The 21,678-nt window shown below is 74.6% G+C and carries 22 protein-coding genes; 8 read left to right on the forward strand and 14 right to left on the reverse strand.

The window, feature by feature from the left end; genetic code table 11:
• Window positions 1-731: 731 nt before the first annotated feature.
• From AC24HA_RS14775 to mtrA, 3 genes are all read right to left on the reverse strand, one after another.
• Window positions 732-2,438, reverse strand: coding sequence for an LpqB family beta-propeller domain-containing protein (locus AC24HA_RS14775; protein WP_425707838.1), 1,707 nt, complete (start codon window positions 2,436-2,438; stop codon window positions 732-734).
• A gap of 161 nt (window positions 2,439-2,599) precedes the next feature.
• On the reverse strand, window positions 2,600-4,417 hold the full coding sequence (gene mtrB / locus AC24HA_RS14780) for an MtrAB system histidine kinase MtrB (RefSeq protein ID WP_487563530.1): 1,818 nt from the start codon (window positions 4,415-4,417) through the stop codon (window positions 2,600-2,602).
• Window positions 4,414-5,097, reverse strand: a complete 684-nt coding sequence (mtrA, locus tag AC24HA_RS14785; RefSeq protein WP_425707836.1) for an MtrAB system response regulator MtrA — start codon at window positions 5,095-5,097, stop codon at window positions 4,414-4,416. Before mtrA ends, mtrB begins: the two co-directional genes overlap by 4 nt.
• 95 nt (window positions 5,098-5,192) lie before the next feature.
• On the opposite strand from mtrA, the gene AC24HA_RS14790 reads away from it, so the two are divergent.
• From AC24HA_RS14790 to AC24HA_RS14810, 5 genes are read left to right on the forward strand one after another with little or no spacing between them, the layout of a single operon-like run.
• Window positions 5,193-6,536, forward strand: a complete 1,344-nt coding sequence (locus AC24HA_RS14790; RefSeq protein ID WP_425707835.1) for a DUF7847 domain-containing protein — start codon at window positions 5,193-5,195, stop codon at window positions 6,534-6,536.
• Entirely contained in the window at window positions 6,529-7,236 is a 708-nt protein-coding gene (locus AC24HA_RS14795) for a DUF4129 domain-containing protein (protein WP_425707834.1), read from the forward strand. Before AC24HA_RS14790 ends, AC24HA_RS14795 begins: the two co-directional genes overlap by 8 nt.
• Window positions 7,233-8,468: a DUF4350 domain-containing protein gene (locus AC24HA_RS14800; RefSeq protein ID WP_425707833.1), complete on the forward strand. Its 1,236-nt coding sequence runs from the start codon at window positions 7,233-7,235 to the stop codon at window positions 8,466-8,468. Before AC24HA_RS14795 ends, AC24HA_RS14800 begins: the two co-directional genes overlap by 4 nt.
• On the forward strand, window positions 8,465-9,673 hold the full coding sequence (locus AC24HA_RS14805; protein ID WP_425707832.1) for an AAA family ATPase: 1,209 nt from the start codon (window positions 8,465-8,467) through the stop codon (window positions 9,671-9,673). The genes AC24HA_RS14800 and AC24HA_RS14805 overlap by 4 nt, the downstream gene beginning before the upstream one ends.
• Window positions 9,673-10,992 carry a DUF58 domain-containing protein gene (locus AC24HA_RS14810; protein ID WP_425707831.1) on the forward strand — a complete coding sequence of 440 codons (1,320 nt, stop codon included), beginning with the start codon at window positions 9,673-9,675 and terminating at the stop codon, window positions 10,990-10,992. Before AC24HA_RS14805 ends, AC24HA_RS14810 begins: the two co-directional genes overlap by 1 nt.
• A gap of 46 nt (window positions 10,993-11,038) precedes the next feature.
• Here AC24HA_RS14810 and AC24HA_RS14815 read toward each other — a convergent pair whose 3' ends face one another.
• Window positions 11,039-12,037 (reverse strand): stage II sporulation protein M, encoded by a 999-nt coding sequence (locus AC24HA_RS14815; RefSeq protein ID WP_425707830.1) that lies wholly within the window; start codon window positions 12,035-12,037, stop codon window positions 11,039-11,041.
• Between the two features lie 19 nt (window positions 12,038-12,056).
• On the opposite strand from AC24HA_RS14815, the gene AC24HA_RS14820 reads away from it, so the two are divergent.
• On the forward strand, window positions 12,057-12,953 hold the full coding sequence (locus AC24HA_RS14820) for an RDD family protein (protein WP_425707829.1): 897 nt from the start codon (window positions 12,057-12,059) through the stop codon (window positions 12,951-12,953).
• A gap of 16 nt (window positions 12,954-12,969) precedes the next feature.
• Here the strand turns inward: AC24HA_RS14820 and AC24HA_RS14825 are convergent, their stop codons facing one another.
• Entirely contained in the window at window positions 12,970-13,464 is a 495-nt protein-coding gene (locus tag AC24HA_RS14825) for a DUF4229 domain-containing protein (protein WP_425707828.1), read from the reverse strand.
• Between the two features lie 102 nt (window positions 13,465-13,566).
• Between AC24HA_RS14825 and AC24HA_RS14830 the strand changes: the two genes are divergently transcribed.
• The gene (locus AC24HA_RS14830; RefSeq protein WP_425707827.1) at window positions 13,567-14,103 is read left to right on the forward strand and encodes a PLD nuclease N-terminal domain-containing protein; all 537 of its coding nucleotides are present in this window, start codon (window positions 13,567-13,569) and stop codon (window positions 14,101-14,103) included.
• 27 nt (window positions 14,104-14,130) lie between these two features.
• Here AC24HA_RS14830 and ccsB read toward each other — a convergent pair whose 3' ends face one another.
• From ccsB to AC24HA_RS14860, 6 genes are all read right to left on the reverse strand, one after another.
• The gene (ccsB, locus tag AC24HA_RS14835) at window positions 14,131-15,165 is read right to left on the reverse strand and encodes a c-type cytochrome biogenesis protein CcsB (protein ID WP_425707826.1); all 1,035 of its coding nucleotides are present in this window, start codon (window positions 15,163-15,165) and stop codon (window positions 14,131-14,133) included.
• 26 nt (window positions 15,166-15,191) lie between these two features.
• A complete protein-coding gene (gene resB, locus AC24HA_RS14840) occupies window positions 15,192-17,036 on the reverse strand; it encodes a cytochrome c biogenesis protein ResB (RefSeq protein WP_425707825.1) in 1,845 nt (614 codons plus the stop codon).
• Window positions 17,033-17,911 (reverse strand): cytochrome c biogenesis CcdA family protein, encoded by an 879-nt coding sequence (locus AC24HA_RS14845; RefSeq protein ID WP_425707824.1) that lies wholly within the window; start codon window positions 17,909-17,911, stop codon window positions 17,033-17,035. Before AC24HA_RS14845 ends, resB begins: the two co-directional genes overlap by 4 nt.
• 3 nt (window positions 17,912-17,914) lie before the next feature.
• Window positions 17,915-18,511 carry a TlpA family protein disulfide reductase gene (locus AC24HA_RS14850; RefSeq protein WP_425707823.1) on the reverse strand — a complete coding sequence of 199 codons (597 nt, stop codon included), beginning with the start codon at window positions 18,509-18,511 and terminating at the stop codon, window positions 17,915-17,917.
• Window positions 18,508-19,293 (reverse strand): histidine phosphatase family protein, encoded by a 786-nt coding sequence (locus AC24HA_RS14855; protein ID WP_425707822.1) that lies wholly within the window; start codon window positions 19,291-19,293, stop codon window positions 18,508-18,510. The genes AC24HA_RS14850 and AC24HA_RS14855 overlap by 4 nt, the downstream gene beginning before the upstream one ends.
• Window positions 19,294-19,426: 133 nt before the next feature.
• On the reverse strand, window positions 19,427-19,927 hold the full coding sequence (locus AC24HA_RS14860) for a MarR family winged helix-turn-helix transcriptional regulator (RefSeq protein WP_425707821.1): 501 nt from the start codon (window positions 19,925-19,927) through the stop codon (window positions 19,427-19,429).
• 145 nt (window positions 19,928-20,072) lie between these two features.
• Here AC24HA_RS14860 and AC24HA_RS14865 point away from each other — a divergent pair, with 145 nt between their 5' ends.
• The gene (locus AC24HA_RS14865) at window positions 20,073-20,618 is read left to right on the forward strand and encodes a YceI family protein (RefSeq protein ID WP_425707820.1); all 546 of its coding nucleotides are present in this window, start codon (window positions 20,073-20,075) and stop codon (window positions 20,616-20,618) included.
• A gap of 214 nt (window positions 20,619-20,832) precedes the next feature.
• Here AC24HA_RS14865 and AC24HA_RS14870 read toward each other — a convergent pair whose 3' ends face one another.
• From AC24HA_RS14870 to AC24HA_RS14880, 3 genes are all read right to left on the reverse strand, one after another.
• A complete protein-coding gene (locus AC24HA_RS14870) occupies window positions 20,833-21,051 on the reverse strand; it encodes a glutaredoxin family protein (protein WP_425707819.1) in 219 nt (72 codons plus the stop codon).
• 155 nt (window positions 21,052-21,206) lie between these two features.
• Entirely contained in the window at window positions 21,207-21,305 is a 99-nt protein-coding gene (locus AC24HA_RS14875; RefSeq protein ID WP_076808172.1) for a 30S ribosomal protein bS22, read from the reverse strand.
• 136 nt (window positions 21,306-21,441) lie between these two features.
• Entirely contained in the window at window positions 21,442-21,657 is a 216-nt protein-coding gene (locus tag AC24HA_RS14880) for a helix-turn-helix domain-containing protein (RefSeq protein ID WP_425707818.1), read from the reverse strand.
• Window positions 21,658-21,678 lie beyond the last annotated feature (21 nt).

The following is a 21,678-nucleotide window of genomic DNA, read 5'->3' on the forward strand; positions in this document are numbered from 1 at the left end:
GCCGACCGGGCCGGCGAGCTGCTTCGCACACGATCGGCCACCGACCGGGCGAGTGGCCCGGTCAACGTCTCGAGCACACGGTCGGACCCCGAGCCGGCAGGCAGCCCCGGCGACCTCCCGCGCGCGCGGTCCGACCCCACCCGGTCGAGCGGCCCTGGCAATCTCCCGCGCACACTCTGGCGATCCCTCACCGGAAGAGGATCACCGCTCCGGCCGGGGCCTGAGCAGGCGGCGTACCGACCCCGTGGGCGGGGGCGTGGCAGAGGCACCTGTGGGCCCGTGACGGCGGACGGCCGACGGCGGGCGGCGGGCGGCGGGCGGCGGGCGGCGGGCGGCGGGCGGCGGGCGGCGGGCGGCGGACATACTGCCGAGAGCCTGATCCCCGTCCCCCCCCCCCCCCCCCCCCCGCCGGACAGGCGGTGAGTCAGTCAGGTATCCGCCGAGTCAACCGACGCGGGGCACTGACTCACCACTTTGGTCACTGCCTCGGCGACCGTGAGGACAGAACGCACCTTCGCGGCGAAGCCGCGGATACGGCGCCCCTCGCGACGCGGCAGCGGGCTGTTCGCGAGGGCACGCCCTGGCGCCCGACGGAACCGCGCTGACCGCCAGGCACACCCGCGCCCACGTACCCGACCGAACCCCGCTCACTCGCCCTGACGCCCGACCGAACCCCGCTCACTCGCCAGGCAGAACGCCGCTCACTCGCCGATATGGCGGGTGTGAGGGGGTCAACCGGGGAAGGTCGGGTCGGACAGTCCCTCCGCGATACGCGTCCACGAGGCACCGGTGCGCTCGTAGATGCCGAGGTCCGAGGTCTGCAGCACCACGCTCGTCCCGCCCCGGCCGGCCGTGAGCGCCACGGCGCCCTGGAGGACGGGCAGCGGCTCGGTGTCCCCTCCGATGCTGACGAGATAAGGCCGGGGGGCCGGGTCCGTGGCCGTGCGGCCGAGCACCACGAGCGTCGTGGCATCGATCCAGGCGAGGTCCGTCGCGTCGACGAGACCGACCCCGACCCGCGCCTGCGAGGTGCCGAGCGAGCGCGGCTCGTCGTCGGGACCGCGCTGGACGCCCGAGACCTCGACGAGGATCGAGCCGCCCTGCTCGCGGATCACCGCCGCCCTGGCTCCCTCCCGCGAGACGCGCACGGCGCGCACGACCGACCCGTCGAGCCAGGGTGCGTCGATCTCGGAAGTACCGCCGCTCGGCAGGGCGGCGCGCAGGGTGCCTGCGTTGGTCCGCTCGCCGGTCCACGCCCAGCCGTAACGGTCCATCGAGGGGGCGACGAGCTCGGTCCCGGACACGACGAGGCGGGCGCTGCGGCCGGCCGTCGGTGCCGCCATCATGCGGGTCGGGCCGTCGAGGTAGACCTGTCCGTCGGGCGGGTCCGCCGGCGAGCCGGCCGGGGCCGAGACCACCCCGGTGCGGGGCGCCGCCGCGCCGGTCACGCGCACCTCCAGCCCGCCGTCGAGCTCGACGAGCTCGTCATCGGCCACCGCCAGCAGCGGCTGGGGCGTGTAGGGGTAGGCCGGAAGCTCCGGCACCGAGCCGATGGCAAGCGCGTTCCCGCCGACGGTCACCGTGACGTCGGAGACCCCCGGGACCGCCGACAGCGTCCGCCGGAGCTGTGCCACGAGGAGCTCGCGCTCGCGGTTAGAGGCCTCGAGGACGTCGTCGGTCAGGTCGACGGTCGCCACGCCGTCGGCGACGTCCACGGAGCTGAGCAGGAGACGCGTGGAGACAGGGGCAGGCGTCATGACGGCCGGCTCGAGCCAGGCCGACGGGCCACCGAGCACGCCCTGGACCAGCGAGGAGGCGAGGTTCTGGCGCGGATAGTGCCGCAGGTCGGCGACGACGGTCTCGCCGTCGGCCGCGGGGAAGTACAGCGGTGCCGCGACGTACTGGACGGAGAACGACTCGGCGGAGAGCAGCACGCCGTCCTCGAGGTCGATGATCCGCCACTCGCCGTCGTCGTCCCTCGCGAGCGTGAAGTCCGTGCGGATGTCCTGGTCGCTCGCGGCCTCGGCGTAGTGTCCCGAGCCGTCGATCACCGCGAACATCTGCGTCGTCACGGACACGCCGCCGTCATCGGTGGTGGCGATCTCCGGCTCCTCGGAGTCCGCGTACACGCGCACCTGCGCGAGCGGCTGCCACGCCGAGGTGGCGCCGCCCCCGAGGAACTCCCGCGCGACCGAGAAGTCGTCGGCGAAGCCGGTCGCGCTCGCGGCGAGGAACCCGCGCACGATCTCGTCGGGCGTGGCGCCCGCCTGGGGTCCCCGCGCATACAGACCGAGCGAGGGTGCGGCGCTCACCGTCGGGTCGGCGGCGTTCACCGGGCCGGAGCCGGGCAGCTGCGCGCAGCCCGCGAGGACCGCCAGGGCCAGCAGCAGGGCCACCAGGCGGGACGCGACCCTGCGCACGGCCCGGACACGTCGCACGCCACGCACACCTCGGACGAGCCCTCGGGCCGGCCCGGTCGGCGTACCCGCACCACCCGGCGCACGGGTGGCCGCAGCCGACAGGGTCCCCGCCGGCGACACACCCGACGCACCCGACACCGCAGACGCACCCGACACGGCCCTCGCCGCCGATCCTGTCGTCATCGCCCCTCCTCGATGCGCTCGCCACCTGTCGGCCCGGCGAGCCCGACGAGCGGGGCGGCCAGGGTCGGCTCGACGGTGGAGTCTCCGGGCCACAGCTCGATCGGGGACGGCCCGACCGGGCTGCCGTCCTGGCGCGGGAGGGTGAGCAGGAACGCGGCGCCCTGCCCCGTGCGTCCGGCCGCGGCAAGCGTGCCGCCGTGCAGCCCGACGTCCTCCTGGGCGATCGACAGGCCGAGCCCGGTGCCACCGGTGGTGCGGGTACGCGCCGTGTCGCCGCGCCAGAACCGGTCGAAGACCCGGTCGGCCTGTTCCTCCGACATGCCCACGCCGTGGTCCCGGACGAGGACCGCGGCCGTGCGCTCGTCCTCGGCGACCGTGATCTCGATCGGCCGTCCCTCCGAGTGCTCGATCGCGTTGACGAGCAGGTTGCGCAGGACTCGCTCGATCCGGCGCGCGTCGACCTCGGCCGTGCAGCTCGGCGTCGCACGGTGCACGGACACGACGGAGCCCTTGCGCTCGGCGAGGATGGCATGCCCCTCGACGACCCCGTCCACCAGCTCGGCGAGGTCCGTGGGTCCCACCTCGAGGATGGCGGCGCCCGCGTCGAAGCGGGAGATCTCGAGCAGGTCGGCGAGCATGTGGTCGAACCGCTCGATCTGCGCGACCAGCAGCTCGGCGGAGCGGCGCACGGGCGGGTCGAAGTCGTCGCGCCGGTCGTGGATGAGGTCCGCCGCCATGCGGATCGTCGTCAGCGGCGTGCGCAGCTCGTGGGACACGTCCGAGACGAACCGCTGCTGGAGGCGGGAGAGCTCGGACATGTCGCTGATCTGCTGCTGCAGCGAGTCCGCCATCTCGTTGAACGACTCGGCCAGCCGCGCCACCTCGTCGGACCCGCGCACGTCCATCCGCTCGTCGAGGAGCCCGGCCGCGAGCCGCTCGGCCGTGCGCGACGCCTGCCGGATCGGCCGCAGCACCCAGCGCAGCACAAGCGCGACCATCGCCGCGACGAGGGCGACGAGCGCGAGCGCCGCGACCCCGAGCACGGACGTGACGACGGCGATCATCTGCTGCTCGGGCTGGAGACCGTAAACGGTGTAGAGCTCGTACTCCCCGGCGATCGGCAGGAGGACCGGCGCGCCGACGACGATCGCCGGCACCTCCTCGCCGTCGATGGTCAGCGTGACCGACTGCCAGTGCAGCGACGAGCCGGGCTCGACGGCCGCGTGCATCTCCTCGGTGATGGCGTCCCGGATGACGGTCGAGCTGGTCGGCTCGGGGATCGTCGGCCCGGTCGCATGCTGCTCGTCGCGGGTGATGACGGTGCCGACGACCCCGGCGGTCGCCCCCTGGCTGAGCTCGACGATGTCCGTCGCGAGCGTCTGCACCTGGCTGGGCGTGGAGGCGGTGGAGTCGTCCATGTCCGCCTGCGCCTCGCTGGCCCGCTCGGCGGCGTCGGCGATGACCTGCTCGAGCCTGCCGTCGAACAGACGGTCGCGGATCTCGACGGAGATCACCGCGCCGATGATGCTCAGGCCGAGCAGCCCGCCGATCACGGTCACCGTGACCACGCGTACGGCCAGCGAGCCGCGCCAGCTGCGGGCGAGATCGAGGGCACGGCGCCGCACGCGGGCGCGCCACGACCGTCGGGGCGGCGTCGCACCGATCCGCCCGCGCGCGGGCCCACCGGTCGCAGTCCCGGGCCCCGATCCCGACGCGCCGGGCCCGGGCGTCCGGTTCGCTCCGGCGTCGTCGTCCCGGCCGTCCGACGTGGCCGACGGACGGTCGCTGCCCGCCGCCTCGTCGGAGGGACTCACGCCTGGACGGGTCCCGCCCGGTACCCGACGCCCCGCACGGTGACGACCACCTGCGGGTTGTCCGGGTCGAGCTCCACCTTGGCCCGCAGGCGCTGGACATGGACGTTGACGAGCCGGGTGTCCGCCGAGTGCCGGTAGCCCCACACCGTCTCGAGGAGCTGCTCGCGCGTGAAGACCTGGCGCGGCTTGCGCGCGAGCGCGACGACGAGGTCGAACTCCAGCGGCGTGAGCGCGATGAGCTCCTCGCCGCGTCGGACCTCGTGGGCGGCGACGTCGATGTCGAGGTCGCTGATGCGCAGACGCTCGGGGTCGACGTCGTCCTGCCGGCGCAGCCGCGCCCGGATCCGGGCCACGAGCTCCTTGGGCTTGAACGGCTTCTGCACGTAGTCGTCCGCACCGGCCTCGAGACCGGCGACGACGTCGAGCGTGTCCGACCGTGCCGTGAGCATGACGATGGGGACGTCGGACTCCGCCCGGATGATGCGGCAGATCTGGATGCCGTCGAGCCCGGGGAGCATGAGGTCGAGCAGGACGATGTCCGGGTGCGTCTGCCGGAACGTCTCGGGGGCCGCGGCACCGTCGGCGACATGCACGACGTCGAACCCCTCCGACTGCATGACGATCCCGATCATCTCGGCCAGGGCGACGTCGTCGTCGACGACAAGGAGGCGAGAACTCATACGACCAGTGTCCTACACGGACCGGGTACTTCTGCGGGCGGGCGCGCCGTGGATGCGTGGCACGATGGCGCGCAGTGGACCGAGACGGAGGCGGGATGACGCAGGGTGGCACGGGGCGAGGGCCGGACCAGGGCCCGTGGGGCGACCCCGGTCAGCACGGTTGGGGTGCCGGCGACCCCGGCGCAGCCGGCGGGCCGCCGGCGTACGGGCAGTACGGCACCGGCACGACGCCGCCTCCCGGTCAGCAGCCCACCTACGGGCAGTACGGGCAGTACGGCGCCGGCACGACGCCGCCTCCCGGTCAGCAGCCCACCTACGGCCAGTACGGCGCCGGCACGACCCCGCCACCCGGGCAGCAGCCCACCTACGACCAGTACGGCCAGTACGGCGCCGGCACGACGCCACCACCCGTCGAGTGGGGCGCTCCCCCGGCGGGCGGCCCGTCCGGCTACGGGCAGTACGGCGCCGCCGACGCCCCGGGCTCGGGCGCCTGGGTCGCCGACAGTCTGGCGGGCGGTCAGCCGGGCATCGTGGCGCTCCGACCGCTGCGCGTCGGCGAGGTCATCGAGGGCGCCTTCCGGGCCGTCAGGCACAACCCGGGCACGATGTTCTTCTACTCGGGTGTGGTCAGCGTGCTCACCGTGGTGCTGTCCCTCGCGGCGAGCTGGGCGTCGACGAACGCGAGCCAGTCGCTGACGATCGAGGAGTCGGCCGGGGTCCAGGGGCTGACGAGCTTCGCGCTCCTCGTCGTCGGTGCGCTGACCTCCCTCATCGCGACGGGCGCCCTCGTGGTCTCGGTCAGCCGCTCGGCGATCGGCGAGCGCGCGACCATCGGCCAGGTGTGGCAGGCCGTCAAGGGGCGGATCCTCTCGCTCGTCGGGCTCAGCCTCCTGCTCGGCCTCATCGCCTTCGCTCTGATGTTCGTCACCGTCATCGTCATGTCGGTCGTCGGTTTCGCGTTCGTCGCCGCGATCGCCGGCTCGACGTCGGGGTCCTCGACCGGGGGGATGGTCACGGCGGTCGCCGTCACCCTCCTCATCGCCATCGGCTCGGCGATCCCCGCCTTCATCGTCATGACCCGCCTGTCCCTGTCCTACCCGGCCGTGGTCCTGGAGAAGGCCGGCCCCGGGCGGGCCGTCTCCCGCTCGTGGTCGTTGTCGTCGGGCTCGACCTGGCGGATCGTGGGGATCTACATCCTCGCCGCCATCATCGCCGTCGTGGTCGGCGGCGTCGTGTCCCTGCCGATCGGGCTCGTCGGGGGTGCGATGGGGCTGTCCGACGCCTTGGTCATCGTCCTCACCTCGCTGGCCTCGGTGCTCGTCAACCTCATCATCACCCCGTTCACGGCCGGCGTGGCCTCCCTCGTCTACATCGACCAGCGGATGCGCCGCGAGGGGCTCGACGTCCAGCTCGCGCGCGCCGCCTCGAACCGTGCCTGACCTCCCGCCCACCCGGTGGCCGGCGGACGTCCCCGTCACGCCCGACGCGCCCGAGGCGCACGACTGGGCGGTCGAGGAGCTCTCCCGCCGCATGTACGACGACTCCCCCGGGTTCCTCTCCCGGCTCCTCGACCGGGTCGGGGACCTGTTCGACGGACTCGGCCAGGGGGGCGGCGCGATCCCCGTCCAGATCCTGCCGCTCGTCGTCGTCGGCGCCATCGCGGTGGTGGTCGTCCTCGCGCTCGTGCTCTCCGGACCGGTCCGGGCACGGCGCCGGGCGCGCGTCGAGGAGCCGGCCGGGGTGCTCTTCGAGGACGACCGCGACTCGCGCGACCTGCGCGCCGCCGCCGACGCCGCCGCACGGTCCGGGGACTACTCCCGCGCCGTGATCGAGCGGTTCCGGGCCATCGTGCGCTCGCTCGACGAGCGCGCGTTCATCGAGGACCGCCCCGGCCTGACGGCGCACGAGGCCGCGGACCTGGGCTCACGCGCACTGCCCGAGATCTCCGGCGAGCTCACGTGGGGCGGTCGCCTGTTCGACGCCGTCCGCTACGGCGACACCCGGGCCGCCGCGGGCGACGACGAACGGCTCCGCGCGCTCGACGACGCCGTCCGGCGCGCGCGGCGCGCGGCCGGCCAGGGGGCCCAGGAGTCCCGCGCCGCGGAGCTGCCACCGTCGCTGGACGGGGTGCTGGCATGAGCGCGTCCGCCCCGGCCGGGCCCGCGCCCACCGACTCCGCCCCCGACGGCCCCGCACCCGCGGACCTCGTCCCCGAGGTGGCGACGAGCACCGACGGCGCACCGACCGGCCGCCCCGCCCGGTGGAAGCGGCTGCTGCGCGTGGGGATCGTCGTCCTCGCCCTGGCGATCCTCGTGCTCGTCACCGTCGATCGGTCGTCGGGCCGGGACGCGGACCCGCTCTCCGCCCGCAACCCGCAGCCGGAGGGCGCGCAGGCGACCGCGGAGATCCTGCGCGACCAGGGCGTCGACGTCCAGGTGATCGGTTCGCAGCGCGAGGCGGTCGACCTCGCCGACGCCGGGACGACGCTCGTCGTCACGGCGTCCAGACACCTGACCGAGGACGCGGCCGCGCAGCTGGCCGGCACCGGGGCCGACCTCGTCCTCGTCGACCCCGCCGCTCCCACGCTGCGCGGTACCGGCGCGCCGATCGAGACCGTGGGCGGCGGGAGCCAGGCCCCCGTCCAGGCCGACTGCGACGACCCGGACGCCGAGGCCGCGAGCCGCATCGGCCCCTTCCGGGGCGGGCTGACCTCGGACGACCCGGACGTCACCACCTGCTTCGCGTCGGGCGACGCCGCGGCCTATGCCGTCTGGTCCGACGGCGACCGTTCCGTGCGGGTCCACGCCGACGGCCGCCTCATGTCGAACGCGGCGCTCGACGAGGACGGCCACGCGGCGCTCGTCCTCAGGTCCCTGGGTCACCACGAGAGGCTCGTCTGGTTCACCCCGACCGCAACCGTCGAGGCGGTCGACCTCTCCGAGGGCGTGCCGCCGGCGACGCTCTCGCCCGACTGGCTCGTCATGGTCGGCTGGGCGACCGCCTTCGCGGTGATCGTCCTCGCCGTCGCGCGCGGCCGCCGCCTCGGCCGCGTGATCCCCGAACCGCTGCCCGTCGTCGTGCGCTCGGCCGAGACCGTGCGAGGCCGCGGCGCGCTGTACCGTCGCTACGGCGCGACCGCCCACGCCGCGGCAGGCCTGCGCGCGGGGGCCGCCGCGCGGCTCGCACGCCGGCTCGGACTGCCCCGCTCCGTGCACCGCGTCGACCTCACCGACGCCGTCGCCCGGGCGAGCGGACGCGACGAGGCCCGCGTGCGCGACCTCCTGTACGGCGCCCCGCCCGGCACCGGCGCGGAGCTCACTCAGCTTGCCACCGACCTGGACACCCTGGAGAGCGAGGTTCACCGACCGTGACCCACCACCCCGACGACGAGAGGTTCGCCCCCCGGGACAGCGGCGCCTGGGCGCCCGGCCGACCGGCCGGACCCGGCAACGCCGGCGCTCCCGCCGGCACACCGGCCGGCGCCTACGAGCAGGGCGGCACGCCCGGTCACGCCGGCGGGCCCGGACAGGGCGGCGCGCCCGGCCACGCCGGCGGGCCCGGCGCACCGGGTGCCCCGGCCGCACCCGGCCCCCGCTCCGCCCGCGGCCACCAGGAGTCCGACGAGGCCCGGGCCGCCCGCGACCGCCTCGGCGCGCTGCGGGCCGAGGTCGGCAAGGCGGTGGTCGGCCAGGAGGGCGCCGTCACCGGGATGCTCATCGCACTGGTGGCCGGCGGTCACGTGCTCCTCGAGGGCGTCCCCGGCGTCGCGAAGACCCTCCTGGTCCGCACGCTGGCGACGGCCCTGGAGATGGACACCAAGCGCGTCCAGTTCACGCCCGACCTCATGCCCGGCGACATCACGGGCTCGCTGATCTACGACGCGCGCGCCGCGGAGTTCTCGTTCCGCCCGGGCCCCGTGTTCACCAACCTCATGCTCGCCGACGAGATCAACCGCACGCCGCCCAAGACCCAGTCCGCACTGCTGGAGGCGATGGAGGAGCGGCAGGTCACCACCGACGGCGAGGCCCGCCGCCTGCCGGACCCGTTCATGGTGATCGCCACCCAGAACCCGGTCGAGCACGAGGGGACCTATCCGCTGCCCGAGGCGCAGCTCGACCGCTTCCTGCTCAAGCTCGTCCTCGACCTGCCGGCCCGCGAGGAGGAGATCGAGGTGCTGCGCCGCCACGCCGCCGCGTTCGACCCGCGCAACCTCGCCGGCGCCGGGGTCGGTCCGGTCGCCGGCCCCGCGGACCTCGCCGTCGCACGCGCCGAGGTCGCGCGCGTGGAGGTCGCGCCCGAGGTCCTGGGCTACGTCGTCGACCTCGTGCGGGCCACCCGCAGCTCCCCCGCACTCTCGCTCGGCGTCTCGCCCCGCGGTGCGACGGCACTGCTGGCCACCGCGCGCGGCTGGGCCTGGCTCACGGGACGCACCTACGTCACCCCCGACGACGTCAAGGCGCTCGCCGTGCCCACACTGCGCCACCGGGTCGCGCTGCACGCCGAGGCCGAGCTCGAGGGCGTCACCGCCGTCGGCGTCCTGCAGGGCCTCCTGTCCTCGGTCCAGGTCCCACGCTGATGCTGCCCACCCCGCTCGCCGCGGCGTTCGCCGCGCTCGGGGTGGTGGCCGTGGCGCTGCACCCCACCTGGACGACGCTCGCGATCTGGATCGCGGTCGTCGTCGTGGTGGTGCTCGCCGACGCCCTGCTCGCGCCCAGCCCGAAGGAGCTGCGCGTCGACCGGGACGCTCCCCGGGCCGTGCGCCTGGGCAACGCGGCGACCGTCACGGTGACCGTGTCCAACGACTCGCGACGGCGGGTGCGCGGCGTCCTGCGGGACGCCTGGCCGCCGTCCGCCGGGTTCGGCGACGTGGCCGGTCCGGGCAGGACCGACGCGGACCGGCACCGCCTCGACGTCCCCGCCGGCGAGCGTCGCCGCCTGCGCACCGTCCTGGTCCCCACGCGCCGTGGCGAACGGGTGGCCGGAGGTGTCACCGTGCGTCTCGTCGGCCCGCTGGGTCTGGGTGCGCGCCAGGCCACCCTCGACGTCCCCGCCGCGGTGCGGGTGCTGCCCGCCTTCCGCTCCCGCCGGCACCTGCCCTCCCGGCTCGCACGGCTGCGCGAGATGGACGGCCGGGCGAGCGTGCTCGTGCGGGGGCAGGGCACCGAGTTCGACTCGCTGCGGGAGTACGTCCTCGGGGACGACGTGCGGTCGATCGACTGGCGCGCGACCGCCAGGCGCGGCGACGTCCACGTGCGGACCTGGCGCCCCGAGCGGGACCGCCGGGTGCTCGTCGTCGTCGACTCCGGCCGGCTGTCCGCGGCGCGCCTGGGCGACGCACCCCGCCTCGACGCCTCGATCGAGGCAGTCCTCCTCCTCGCCGCGCTCGCCTCCCACGCGGGCGACAGGGTGGACGTCGTCGCCGTCGACGCCGAGGTCCGCGCGCGGATCACCGGCGTGGCCGGGGCGAGGCTCATGAGCAGTCTCGCCGACGGGCTCGCCGTCGTCGAGCCCGCCCTGCTGGAGACGGACTGGACGACCGTCGCGCAGACCGTGGGCGAGACGCTCTCCCAGCGGGCGCTCGTCGTCCTGCTCACGGCCGTGGACCCCTCGACGATGAGCTCCGGTCTCCTGCCCGTGGTGCGGCGTCTGGCGCGCGACCACACCGTCGTCGTCGCCGGGGTCGAGGACCCGGCCGTCGAGGAGCTGCGCAGCGACCGGGGGGACTCCGGCTCGGTGCACGACGCGGCCGCCGCGGAGCGCACCGGTCTCGAGCGGGACGCCGTGGCGACCCGGGTACGGCAGGCGGGCGCCGACGTCGTGCAGGGCCACCCCGACGAGATCGCGCCGCGCCTGGCCGACGCCTACCTCGCCCTCAAGGCCGCCGGCCGGCTGTGAGGGGCCGGGTCCGCCTGTGCGGCGGCCCGGGCCGGACGAGCGGCGGTCAGCCGGCCTCGGCGACGCGGTAGCCGGCCGCGTCGTCGGCGAGGTCGGCGCTGAGCTCGTCCCGATGGGCCCGGCCGCCGGCCCACATCGTCCACACCCAGAACCCCAGCCAGACGACCGCGCCGATGACGATCTTCACCCACCAGTCCAGCACCGTCGTCCCGGTGACGTACCCCTCCACCAGGCCCGAGACGAGCAGGACGACGACGAGCGCGCCGGCGACGGTGACGGTGGTGCGCCCCTCGACCGCGAGTGCCGTCTGCCGGGTGCGGCGACCGGGCACGAGCAGGGTCCAGAACAGTCGGAGCCCCGCGCCGCCCGCCACGAAGATCGCGGTGAGCTCGAGCAGGCCGTGCGGCGCGAGGAGGGAGAAGAACACCCCGAGGTCGCCGTACTCCGACATGATCGCGCCGGCCTGGCCGATGCCGACCGCATTGACGGCGAGGACCTGAACCGGCCACACGCCGGTGATGCCCAGGCCGATCGTCTGGGCGGCGATCCAAGCGTTGTTCGTCCAGACCTGTGCGGCGAAGTCGTGCGAGGGATAGTTCGAGTAGTAGGCGGCGAACTGCTCGTCGGCGTAGCTCTGGAGCTGGCTGGTCGAGCCGAGCTCGGCGAGCGCCCCGGGCGTGGTGGCGTAGAACCAGCCGACGGCCAGGGCCACGAGCAGGAACGCCGCGGTCACTCCGTGCGTCCACCACCGCACCCGGTACAGGGCCAGCGGCATCGTCACGACGAAGAGGTTGCGTACGGCCCGCAGGCTGACCTCGTGGGTGCCCGCGATGCGTCCGCGCGCGCGGGCAAGGACGTCGGACAGGTGACCGGTGACGTACCGGTCGGCGGACCGGGTGCGCACGCGCGACAGGTCGGCGGACGTGGCCTGGTAGAGACGGACGAGCTCGTCGGCCTCCTGACCGGTGAGCCTGCGGCGCCCCGCGAGGTCGTCGAGCCGCTCCCAGCGGCCGGACCGCACGGCTCCCAACGCCTCGGCATCCACGCGCAGTACCCTGCCACACGTGGCCGCCCCTCCCGCTCCCGACGCTCGCCGCGGACCCGCGCGCGACCAGGCCGGGGCGCTGACGACCGCGGGCCTCGCGGGCGACGTCGTCGTCACCTCCGAGGCCGTCGCCCTCGACCTGGCGCCGACCGGTTTCGCGACCCGCGTCCTGTCCGGCCTGCTGGACGGCCTGGCCCACCTGCTCGGGCTGCTCGCGTCGCTGCTGCTGGTCGTCGGCCTGCTCGACGACGGGATCAACGAGGCGCAGCTCCAGGCGCTGGTCATCTCGTTCCTCGCCCTGTGGTGGGTGGGCGCACCGATGGCCGTCGAGGCGCTCACCCGGGGGCGCTCGCTGGGTCGCATCGCCACCGGGACCCGCGTGGTCCGCGACGACGGCGGACCGGTGCGCCTGCGCCACACCTCCGTGCGGGCGCTCGCGGGGGTCGGCGAGCTGTGGCTCACCCTCGGCGGCGGCGCGATCATCGCCTCGCTGGCCTCCGGCCGCGGTCAGCGGCTCGGCGACCGGCTGGCGGGGACCATCGTGGTGTCGGTGCGCGCGTCGGAGGCGTTGCGGCTGCCGCTGGTGATGCCACCGGAGCTCGGCCCCTGGGCCGAGGGGCTCACGGTGCGGCCCCTGCCGGCGGCGCTGGCGGCGGCCGCCCGCGACCTCCTCGGGCGCACGGCGCTGATGACGCCGCAGACGCGGGCCGCCGTCTCCCGCTCGCTCGCGGCCCAGATCGAGCCGTACGCCTCGCGCCCGGCCCCGCCGGGCGCGCACCCGGAGCGCTTCCTCGCCGCCGTCCTCGTGGTGCGTCGCGACGCCGAGCGCGAGCGGCTCGCCACCGCCCAGGCACAGGAGGACCGCGCCGCCGCGCTCATGCTGCGCCTGCCGCACGAGGTCCAGGACTACGCCTGACCGCGCGCCGAGGCTCTCAGTCGCTCCGGCGGTCGGCCTCGTCGGAGTCGCTGCGCGTGGGTGCGTCCTCGACGGCTTCCGGGACCCGTTCCAGCGTGGACCCGTCGCCGTCCGACATCGTCTCGCCGCGGGCCTGCTCCGCCGCGGCGTCGCGCGGCCCCGCGGCGTCGCCCGGCCCCGGGTCGTCGTCCGGACGCACGTCGTCGGGTCCTCGCGCGTCGTCGTCCTCGGCCCGGTCGTCGTCCGCCCCCACGTCGTCACCGGCCCGGTCGTCGAGCATGGCGTCCTCCTCGTCGGCGTCGTCGTCGACCCTGGTCCGGCGGTCGTCCTGCCGGGCGAGGCTGCCCGCGGCATCGTCCCGGACGCCCGGCAGCACCACGTAGGACACCATGGCGGCGAGCAGGAGCGCGCCGAGCCACAGGAGCCAGGACCGGGCACCGGCCAGGTAGAGCACCCCTGCGACACCGAGCAGCACGACGACCCGTGCGAGCGCGTACTTTGCGATGGCCACCGGCCCAGGCTACGTCCGTCCCCGGCCCCCGGGTCGCGGTCACCGGCCGGCGGTGACCAGCGTCGCGCCTCGCCGCCGCGTCCGTCGACCTACCCTGAAGGGGTGCAACGTGCCATCCCCATCGTCATCGCGGTCGGCGTCATCGTCTTCGCGCTGATCGACTGTGCCCGCTCGGACGACGAACGGATGCCGGCGCGCATCCCCAAGGGAGTCTGGATCGTCCTCATCCTGCTGCTGCCCGTGATCGGCGCGGTCGCCTGGCTCGTGCTCTCCCGCACGCTGGCACGCGCGACGGGCGGGCCGGACCGTACCGGCGGCACCGGCTCCTTCGGCGCCGGCCCGACCCGCCAACCCCGCCGACCGGTGGCGCCGGACGACGACCCCGAGTTCCTCGCCCGACTGGAGGCCGACCGACGCCGTGCCGAGCGCGAGCGCCGCCAGCGTGCGCGCGATGCCGAGCGTGAGAACCCGCGGGCCACGGCGGCCGAGCCGACGACCGCCGCCGACGCACCGGACGACGGCGACCCCGGCACGGATCGCCGCTCCGACGCGGACGGCCCGGGCGACGACGACGGCGACCCCGGCCCGGCGGGAGGGCTCGCCGTCGACCCCCGCGAGAGCCCGGGCTCGCCGGCCTGACCGGACGACCGCCGGTCGGCGCCGGTGCTACCCGATCCCCGAGTAGGAGTGCCGCGAGTTGAGGAACAGGTTGACCACGTAGTAGTTGCCGAGGATGAGCGCGAAGCCCGCGAGCGAGAGGTAGGCCGCCCGCCGCCCCTGCCAGCCCCGGGTCAGGCGCGCGTGGAGGAACGCGGCGTAGACGATCCAGATCAGCAGCGACCAGACCTCCTTGACGTCCCAACCCCACGGGCGGCCCCACGCGTGCTCGGCCCAGATGGCGCCGGCGATGAGCGTGAACGTCCACAGCATGAAGCCGACGGCGATGAGCTGGAAGGCCGTGCGCTCGAGCTCCGCGGAGCTCGGCAGGCGCTCGGAGAGACGGTCGCGGAATCCGGCGAGGCCGGATCTCGGCGCGCCTGCGGGGTCGGTCCCGCCGGAGTCGGGCCCCGCCGCACCCGTACCCGCGGCCGACCGCGTGGTCGGTGCCGCCGCGCGCCCGTCGGCGGCGACCAGGGCGGCCGAGTCGGCGGTGGCACGCGCCTCGGCCCGACGCGCACGGCCGATCTCGGCGCGCTCCTGCAGCAGCTGGACGAGCGAGAGGATCGCGGAGACCGCGAGGACGCCGACGGCGAGCGTGGCGACGAAGACGTGGATGATCAGCCAGTAGCTGTCGAGCGCCGGCGGGATGCCGTCCGCCCGGACGTAGAGCACCGAGACCGCGAGGCCCAGGGACAGGACCACGAGCCCGGCGACACCCGCACCGAGGACACGCAGGTCGCGCGACCGGTTGAGGAGCAGGAAGATCCCCACGGCGATGAGCGTGAACACGATCGAGAACTCGTACATGTTGGCCCACGGGACGCGCTCGGTCGCGATCGCCCGCGTGATCACCCCGACGACGTGGATGACGAAACCGGCAACCATCGAGGACACGCCGATCCGCGCGAAGCGACGGCCCTTGTCCGAGCTGTCCATGAATCTCGCCAGGTCGACGGCGAACGCCAGCAGCGAGATGACGTAGGCCCCCATCGCGCCGTAGATGGCCACCGTGGAGATCTGAGCCAGCGTGGACTCGGGCATGCGTCGTCCTTCGTCGTCGGGGCGCCCTAAGGGCGCTCGGTGATGTCATTGTGCCCCAACCCCTTTTCCGGAGCGGGGCGCGGTCGCGGGCGCCGGTCCGGCCCGCGGGACGGCGGGGCGGCGCCGTCGTCGGAGGTCGTCCCCTCGGGCGCCGGGGTGTCACCCGTCCCGTCCCACCGGTCCGCGGACGCGTCGTCGCCCACGTCACCGTCCGAGGAGTCCTCCTCGAGGTCGAGCGCGGCGAGGAGCCGCTCGACCTCGCGCTCGGTTCCGGGGTCGTCCCCCCGTGCGAGCGCGGCGGTCTCGAGCCGCGTGCCGTCGCCGTCGGAGGTCAGCCGCACCCACACCCGTCGGCGGGGGACGAACAGCGAGCCGAACAGGCCGAGCATCGCCGCGATCGAGGCCGCCAGGAGGTAGGGCAGCGTGGGGTCGTTGCGCAGGTCGAGGGCGACGAACCGCGGCAGCTCCTCCTCGAACGTGATCGAGCCGAGCCCCTCGGGCAGCTCGACCGTGTCACCTGGGCCGAGGTAGATCGTCAGCGGCACCTGCCCACCCTCGGCGGACCCGGCCGAGCCGTCGGCCGCGGGCTCGTAGACCTGCCGCATCCGGTCGGTGTCGAGGACGTAGACGTTCTGGGGCTCGCCCTCGTCGAGCCCGAGGTCGCCCACCCACAGCGTGAGCACGAGCAGGGGATCCTCCGGCTGCGGATGGATCGAGACGGGCGTGCCGGCGGTGTCGACGATCGCGGTGGGCAGGAAGGTCCCGGTGAGGCCGAGCTGCTCCTGGTCGCCCGAGACGTCCGGGACCTTGACGACGCCTCTCGAGGTGTAGACCCCGTCCTCGGGCAGGAACGGCACCGGCTGGGAGAACGCGACCTCGCCCGCGCCGTCGTGCACGGTCAGGCGGGGTGCGTAGCCGTTGCCGGAGAGGTAGATGTTCGTGCCATCGACGTTGAGCGGATGGTTGACGGCGATGTCGCCGGCCTCCGCGGTGCCGTCGGCACGCGTCACCGACACCTCGGCGAGGAAGTCGCGGGCCTGGGCGTCGAGCGTGAACTCGGAGCTGAACTCGTCCAGGCGGACGACGAACGGGTCGAGGGAGCCCGTGCGCACGAGCGAGCCGGCGGTGAAGGAGTCGTAGTCGACCACGGAGTTCGCGAAGCTCTCCCCCTCGACGACGATGGCCTGGCCGCGGTAGGAGATCATCTGCCCGAGCCCGAAGGCGACGAGGACGGCGAGCAGGGCGAGGTGGAAGACGATGTTCCCGGTCTCCCGCAGGTAGCCGCGCTCGGCCGAGACCTCGACCGTGCCGTCGTCCTTCGCTGAGACCACCGCACGGAACCGGCGGCGCAGCGCGAGGCGCGCCGCCTCGCCGAGCTCGGCGGGCGTACGGGTGGGGTCGCGACGGACGCTGTGCCCGGCGAACCGGGTCAGCCGGCCGGGAACCTTCGGCGGCGCGGCCCGCAGCGACCGCACGTGCACGCCGATGCGCGGGACGATGCAGCCGATCAGGGAGACGAACAGCAGCACGTAGACGGTCTGGAACCAGATCGACCCGTACATGTCGAACAGGTCGAGCCGGTCGAGCCAGCCGGACAGCTCGGGACGCTCGGCCCGGAACTGCGACACGGCCGCGGGGTCGGAGGCCTGCTGGGGGATGAACGCGCCCGGGAGCGCGGCGACGGCGAGCAGGAGGAGCAGGAGGATCGCCGTGCGCATCGACGTCAGCTGGCGCCACGCCCACCGCAACCAGCCCACGAGGGACAGGGACGGTCCGGTGGCGCGGCTGCCGTCACCCGCTGCCGCGTCGTCGTCGGGGCCCGCCCGGCCCTGGCCGGGCTTGGAGGAGAGGTTGGTGGGGTCCGCGGTCACAGCGGCGTCACCCACCCGGCGACGAGGCCCTGCAGGCGTCCCACGATCCACTCCCAGGCACCGGTGACGAGCAGGACCCCGAGAGCGATGAGGACGACGCCGCCGACGACCTGGATCGTGCGGGCGTGACGCCTGAGGGCGGACAGGGCGCGCGCCGAGCGGGCGACGGCCACGGCGGCGACGACGAACGGGACCCCGAGCCCGAGGCAGTACACGACCGTGAGCAGGAGGCCGCGCGCCACGGACTGCTCGGACAGGGCCAGGGTGAGCACGGCGGCCAGGGTCGGGCCGATGCACGGTCCCCAGCCGAGCCCGAACACGGCGCCGAGCACGGGCGCGCCGGCGAGGCCGGCGCGGGGGGCGACGTCGAGGCGTCGCTCGGCCTGGAGGAACGGGATCCGGCCGACGAACGCGAGCCCGAGCAGGATGACGACGACGCCCGCCACGCGCAGGACGGTCGGCAGCACCGGGGCGAGGGCGATCCCCAGCGAGGCCACGGCCACGCCGGCCACCACCCACACCGCGGAGAAGCCGGAGACGAAGAGGATCGCGCCGAGCGCGACCCGGCGGCCGGACGCGCGACCCGTCGCCGCCGCCTGGGCCTCGCGCCGTGCGATCGCCGCACCTGCGCCGACCGGGCCCGCACCAGCGCCTGCCGGGCTCCCGCCTGCGCCGGACGCGGGGACGGCGGTCGCCTCCCGGTAGCGCTCCGTCGTCGAGCCCGCCATCCCTCCGAGCAGGCCGACGTAGCCGGGCAGCAGCGGCAGGACGCACGGGGAGAAGAAGGAGATCAGCCCGGCGAGCAGGGCGAGCGGGACCGCGAGCAGGAGCGATCCCGAGGTGACGACCTCCCCCACGGAGGCGACGGCGTCCACGGCTCAGGCCTCGGCGAGGACGTCGTCGACGAGCCCGCGCAGGATGGTCGGGTCCGCCTGGCCGAGGATGCGGGCGGCGACCCGACCCTCCTGGTCGAGCACGACGGTGGTCGGCATGGCGGACAGCGGGACCAGGCCCTCGAACGCGGCGACGGCACGCGCCTCGGAGTCGTGGACCGACGGGTAGGGGATGTCGAACGTGTTCTCGAAGGCCTGGGCGGTCGCCGTGTCGTCACGCGGGTTGACGCCGAGCATGACGATCTCGTCGGCCATGTCGTTCGCGAGAGCGGCCAGGTCGGGCGCCTCGACGCGGCACGGCGGGCAGGCTGCGTACCAGAAGTTGACGACGGCGACGCTGCCGCGCGCCTCGGCGAGGTCGATCGGCTCGTCGTCGTAGGACGTACCGGTCAGCTCGACCGCGGCGCCCCGCTCCTCCGGCTCCCAGGTGGTGAAGGAGCCGTCACCGGCCTCGTAGCCCGCGCCGACGGAGCCGCCGTCGGGCGACGAGCCCTCGGGTGCGCACGCGGTCAGCGTGACCGCGAGCCCGAGGGCACCGAGCGCCGCCGGCAGGGTGCGTCGCAGGGAGGAGCGGCCCGTCACGCTCGGGCCTGCTCGCCGGCGTCCGCCGCCGAGTCGGCCGTCTCGGGCGTGGGCACGGCCCGAGGCAGCGGCGGCGAGGTCCGCGTCCCGGACCGGACCGACCGACGGGCCGACCCGGTGTTGACCGCGGCACGGGAGGTGCCCGGCGTGACGTCGCTCGCGTCGGCCACGAGCGCGGCGGCCGGCTCGTCGTAGGTGATCCCGACGAGGCGCCGGTCGTCGAAGTGCAGGGAGGTCAGGGACGCCAGCGCGCACTCCCGGCGCCGGGGGTCGTGCGCGAGGGGGCGGCGCTCGACGACGAGGCGGGTGATCCAGATCGGCAGCTGGTGGGAGACGAGAACCACCTCACCCCCCTCGGAGCGAGCGAGGACGGACCGCACCGCGTCGGTCGTCCGGTCCGCTATCGCCCGGTACGCCTCGCCCCAGCTCGGGCGGAACGGGTCGACGTACAGGGGCCAGTGCCGCGGGTGCGCGAGAGCGAGCGGGTCGGCGCGGATCGCCGTCCCCTCGAGCGCGTTGCCGCCCTCGATCAGCCGTTCGTCGGTCTCGACCTCGACGCCGAACGCCTCGGCCACGGGCCGCCCGGTCTCCTGCGCGCGCTCGAGCGGGGAGGCCACCACGCGCCGCACGTCGTGACCGGTCTCGCTCAGGTGCGCGGCCACGGCCCTGGCCATGGCGCGCCCGCGCTCCGAGAGGTGGTACCCCGGGAGGCGTCCGTACAGGACGCCGGAGGGGTTGTGGACCTCGCCGTGACGTAGGAGGTGGACGACGGTGTGGGGCATGGTCACAGTGTCGCAAACTGTGCGGCCCCCGCGGGTACGCGCCCGCGACGTCGGACTCGGGCGGATCCGGTTCCACGATGGCAGCGCGGTCAGGTGGGTCAGCCCGGTCAGGTCGGCGACGACGGCAGCCGGGTCAGGTCGGCGAAGGAAGGTCGGGCTCCCTCGCGCGCGCCACCTCCCGGTCGATCTCCTCGTCGTCGAGCAGGGCGGCCATGATCTGGCCCAGCTCGGTCATCTGCGCCTCGGTGAGCCGGTCGACGAGCCTGTAGCGCACGGCGTCGACATGCCCGGGCGCGGCCTCGGACAAGCGGGCGTACCCCGCGTCGGTGAGGTGCGCGTTGACGCCGCGGCGGTCCGAGCAGTCGTTGCGGCGCTCGACGTAGCCGGCGTCCTCGAGCCTGCGGACGGTGTGCGTGAGTCGCGAGCGCGAGTGCACGAGGTCCTCGGCGAGCGAGGACATGCGGCGCGTCCGGTCCGGCGCCTCGGAGAGACGCACGAGCACCTCGTACTCCGGCAGGGAGAGCCGCGCACTGACCGTGAGGTCGTGGTTGACGTCCTCGAGAACCTGCGCGGAGGCTCGCAGGAAGAGACGCCACGACCGTTGCTCGTCGAGGCTGAGCCATCGCGTGTTCATCCAGGTCCTCCATCCTGGTACCGCCGCGGCGCGGGAGCCACGGTCGCGGGGCTTGCGCCACCGTCCCGATGTAGTTTACAGTTCAATCGTTCACGCTTCAACCACTTCGTCGGCGCAGCCGGCGCGATCCATCCCTGGAGGCAGTATGTCGACCATCCCCGCCGGTACCTACACCATCGAGCCCTCGCACTCGGAGGTCGGTTTCACCGTCCGCCACGCGGGCATCTCGAAGGTCCGTGGCCAGTTCACCGACTTCGCCGGTGAGCTCGTCGTCGCCGAGGACGTCGCGCAGTCCACCGCGAACGTAACGATCCAGTCCGGCTCGGTCGACACCAAGGACGAGAACCGCGACAACCACCTGCGGTCGGCCGACTTCTGGGACGCCGAGAACAACCCGGAGTGGACCTTCGTGTCGACCTCCGTCGACGGCGACGCCGACGAGTTCACGCTCAACGGCGACCTGACGATCAAGGGTGTCACCCAGCCGGTCGCGCTCGCCGTCGAGTACAACGGCGCGGCCACCGACCCGTTCGGGCAGGACCGCATCGGCTTCTCCGCGACGACGACGATCTCCCGCAAGGACTTCGGGCTCACGTGGAACGCCGCCCTCGAGACCGGTGGCGTCCTCGTCTCCGACAAGGTCAACATCACCATCGAGGTCGAGGCCGTCCCGCCGGCCGCGCAGGCCTGAGCCTGACCCTCTCCCGCTGAGCACGACGGCGGCCGGTCACCCCGGGGTGGCCGGCCGCCGTCGTGTCCACCCCGAGCCGTTCGCTGCGTGTGCGGTTCCCGGTCACGCGGGTGCGCGGCACGAGCCGGCACACCCGACGGCCGCCGACCGCACGCTCGACGAACGTGGCGGGGAGGGCGACCTGCGGTCGGCGGGCCCGGTCCGGGCGGCCCGCTCAGCGCGCGGCGAGCGCCCGCTCCACCCGGCCGACGTCGACCATCAGCCGGTCGACCTCCACGCCGTCGACCCGGACGACCGGCACGTGGTCGGAGAGGTCCGCGAGCTCGGGGTCGGCGTCGACGTCGAGGAGCACGAGGGCCGCCCCGTGCCGCTCGGCGATCGGTCCGAGACGTGCGGCGGTCTGCTCGCACAGGTGGCAGCCGGCGCGCGACACGACCTCGAGCCTCGCGGGCGCACGCGCCCCGTCACCGGCCGGGCCGCCGAGCCAGGCCTGCGGGGAGGCCGCGACCGCCGGCGAGCGCTCCCCGGAACGCGACGAACCCGGCACCCCTGCGGGGCCCGGGTCCGATCGACGACGGAAGCGACGGATCACTTCTTGTTGCGGCGCTGGTGGCGCGTCCTGCGCAGCAGCTTGCGGTGCTTCTTCTTCGACATGCGCTTGCGGCGCTTCTTGACGACAGATCCCACGGGTCCACCTCAGTCCGATTCGGGTACGGACGCGTCCGCGTCCGGGAAACCCGGCAAGTCTAGCGGGTGGCGGGAGGGAGCGTGGCGCCGGCCGGGTCAGACCCGCCACAGGGCCGCGGGAGGAGCACCCGCGCGGTCAGGAGCCGGTGCCCTCGGCCGAGTCCCAGCCCTGCAGGCCCTCGGCGATGAGCTGGTCGACGGCGGCGTTGGGCACCCGGAACGAGCGTCCCACGCGGACGGCGGGGATCTCGCCGGAGTGGACCATGCGATAGACGGTCATCTTGGAGACGCGAAGAGACTCCGCCACCTCGGCGACGGTGAGGAAACGGCTGCTCCCCTGGCTGTCGACCATGTGCTCCCAGCTCCTGATGAT

Source organism: Georgenia sp. Z1491, assembly GCF_057652395.1.

Excerpts from the sequence above, each read along its gene's own strand:
- AC24HA_RS14865 (WP_425707820.1), top strand. The coding sequence starts at position 20,073 with ATGTCGACCATCCCCGCCGGTACCTACACCATCGAGCCCTCGCACTCG.
- AC24HA_RS14800 (WP_425707833.1), top strand. The coding sequence starts at position 7,233 with ATGAGCGCGTCCGCCCCGGCCGGGCCCGCGCCCACCGACTCCGCCCCC.
- AC24HA_RS14790 (WP_425707835.1), top strand. The coding sequence starts at position 5,193 with ATGACGCAGGGTGGCACGGGGCGAGGGCCGGACCAGGGCCCGTGGGGC.
- AC24HA_RS14880 (WP_425707818.1), bottom strand. The coding sequence starts at position 21,657 with ATGGTCGACAGCCAGGGGAGCAGCCGTTTCCTCACCGTCGCCGAGGTG.
- AC24HA_RS14810 (WP_425707831.1), top strand. The coding sequence starts at position 9,673 with ATGCTGCCCACCCCGCTCGCCGCGGCGTTCGCCGCGCTCGGGGTGGTG.
- ccsB (WP_425707826.1), bottom strand. The coding sequence starts at position 15,165 with ATGCCCGAGTCCACGCTGGCTCAGATCTCCACGGTGGCCATCTACGGC.
- AC24HA_RS14855 (WP_425707822.1), bottom strand. The coding sequence starts at position 19,293 with ATGCCCCACACCGTCGTCCACCTCCTACGTCACGGCGAGGTCCACAAC.
- mtrA (WP_425707836.1), bottom strand. The coding sequence starts at position 5,097 with ATGAGTTCTCGCCTCCTTGTCGTCGACGACGACGTCGCCCTGGCCGAG.
- AC24HA_RS14860 (WP_425707821.1), bottom strand. The coding sequence starts at position 19,927 with ATGAACACGCGATGGCTCAGCCTCGACGAGCAACGGTCGTGGCGTCTC.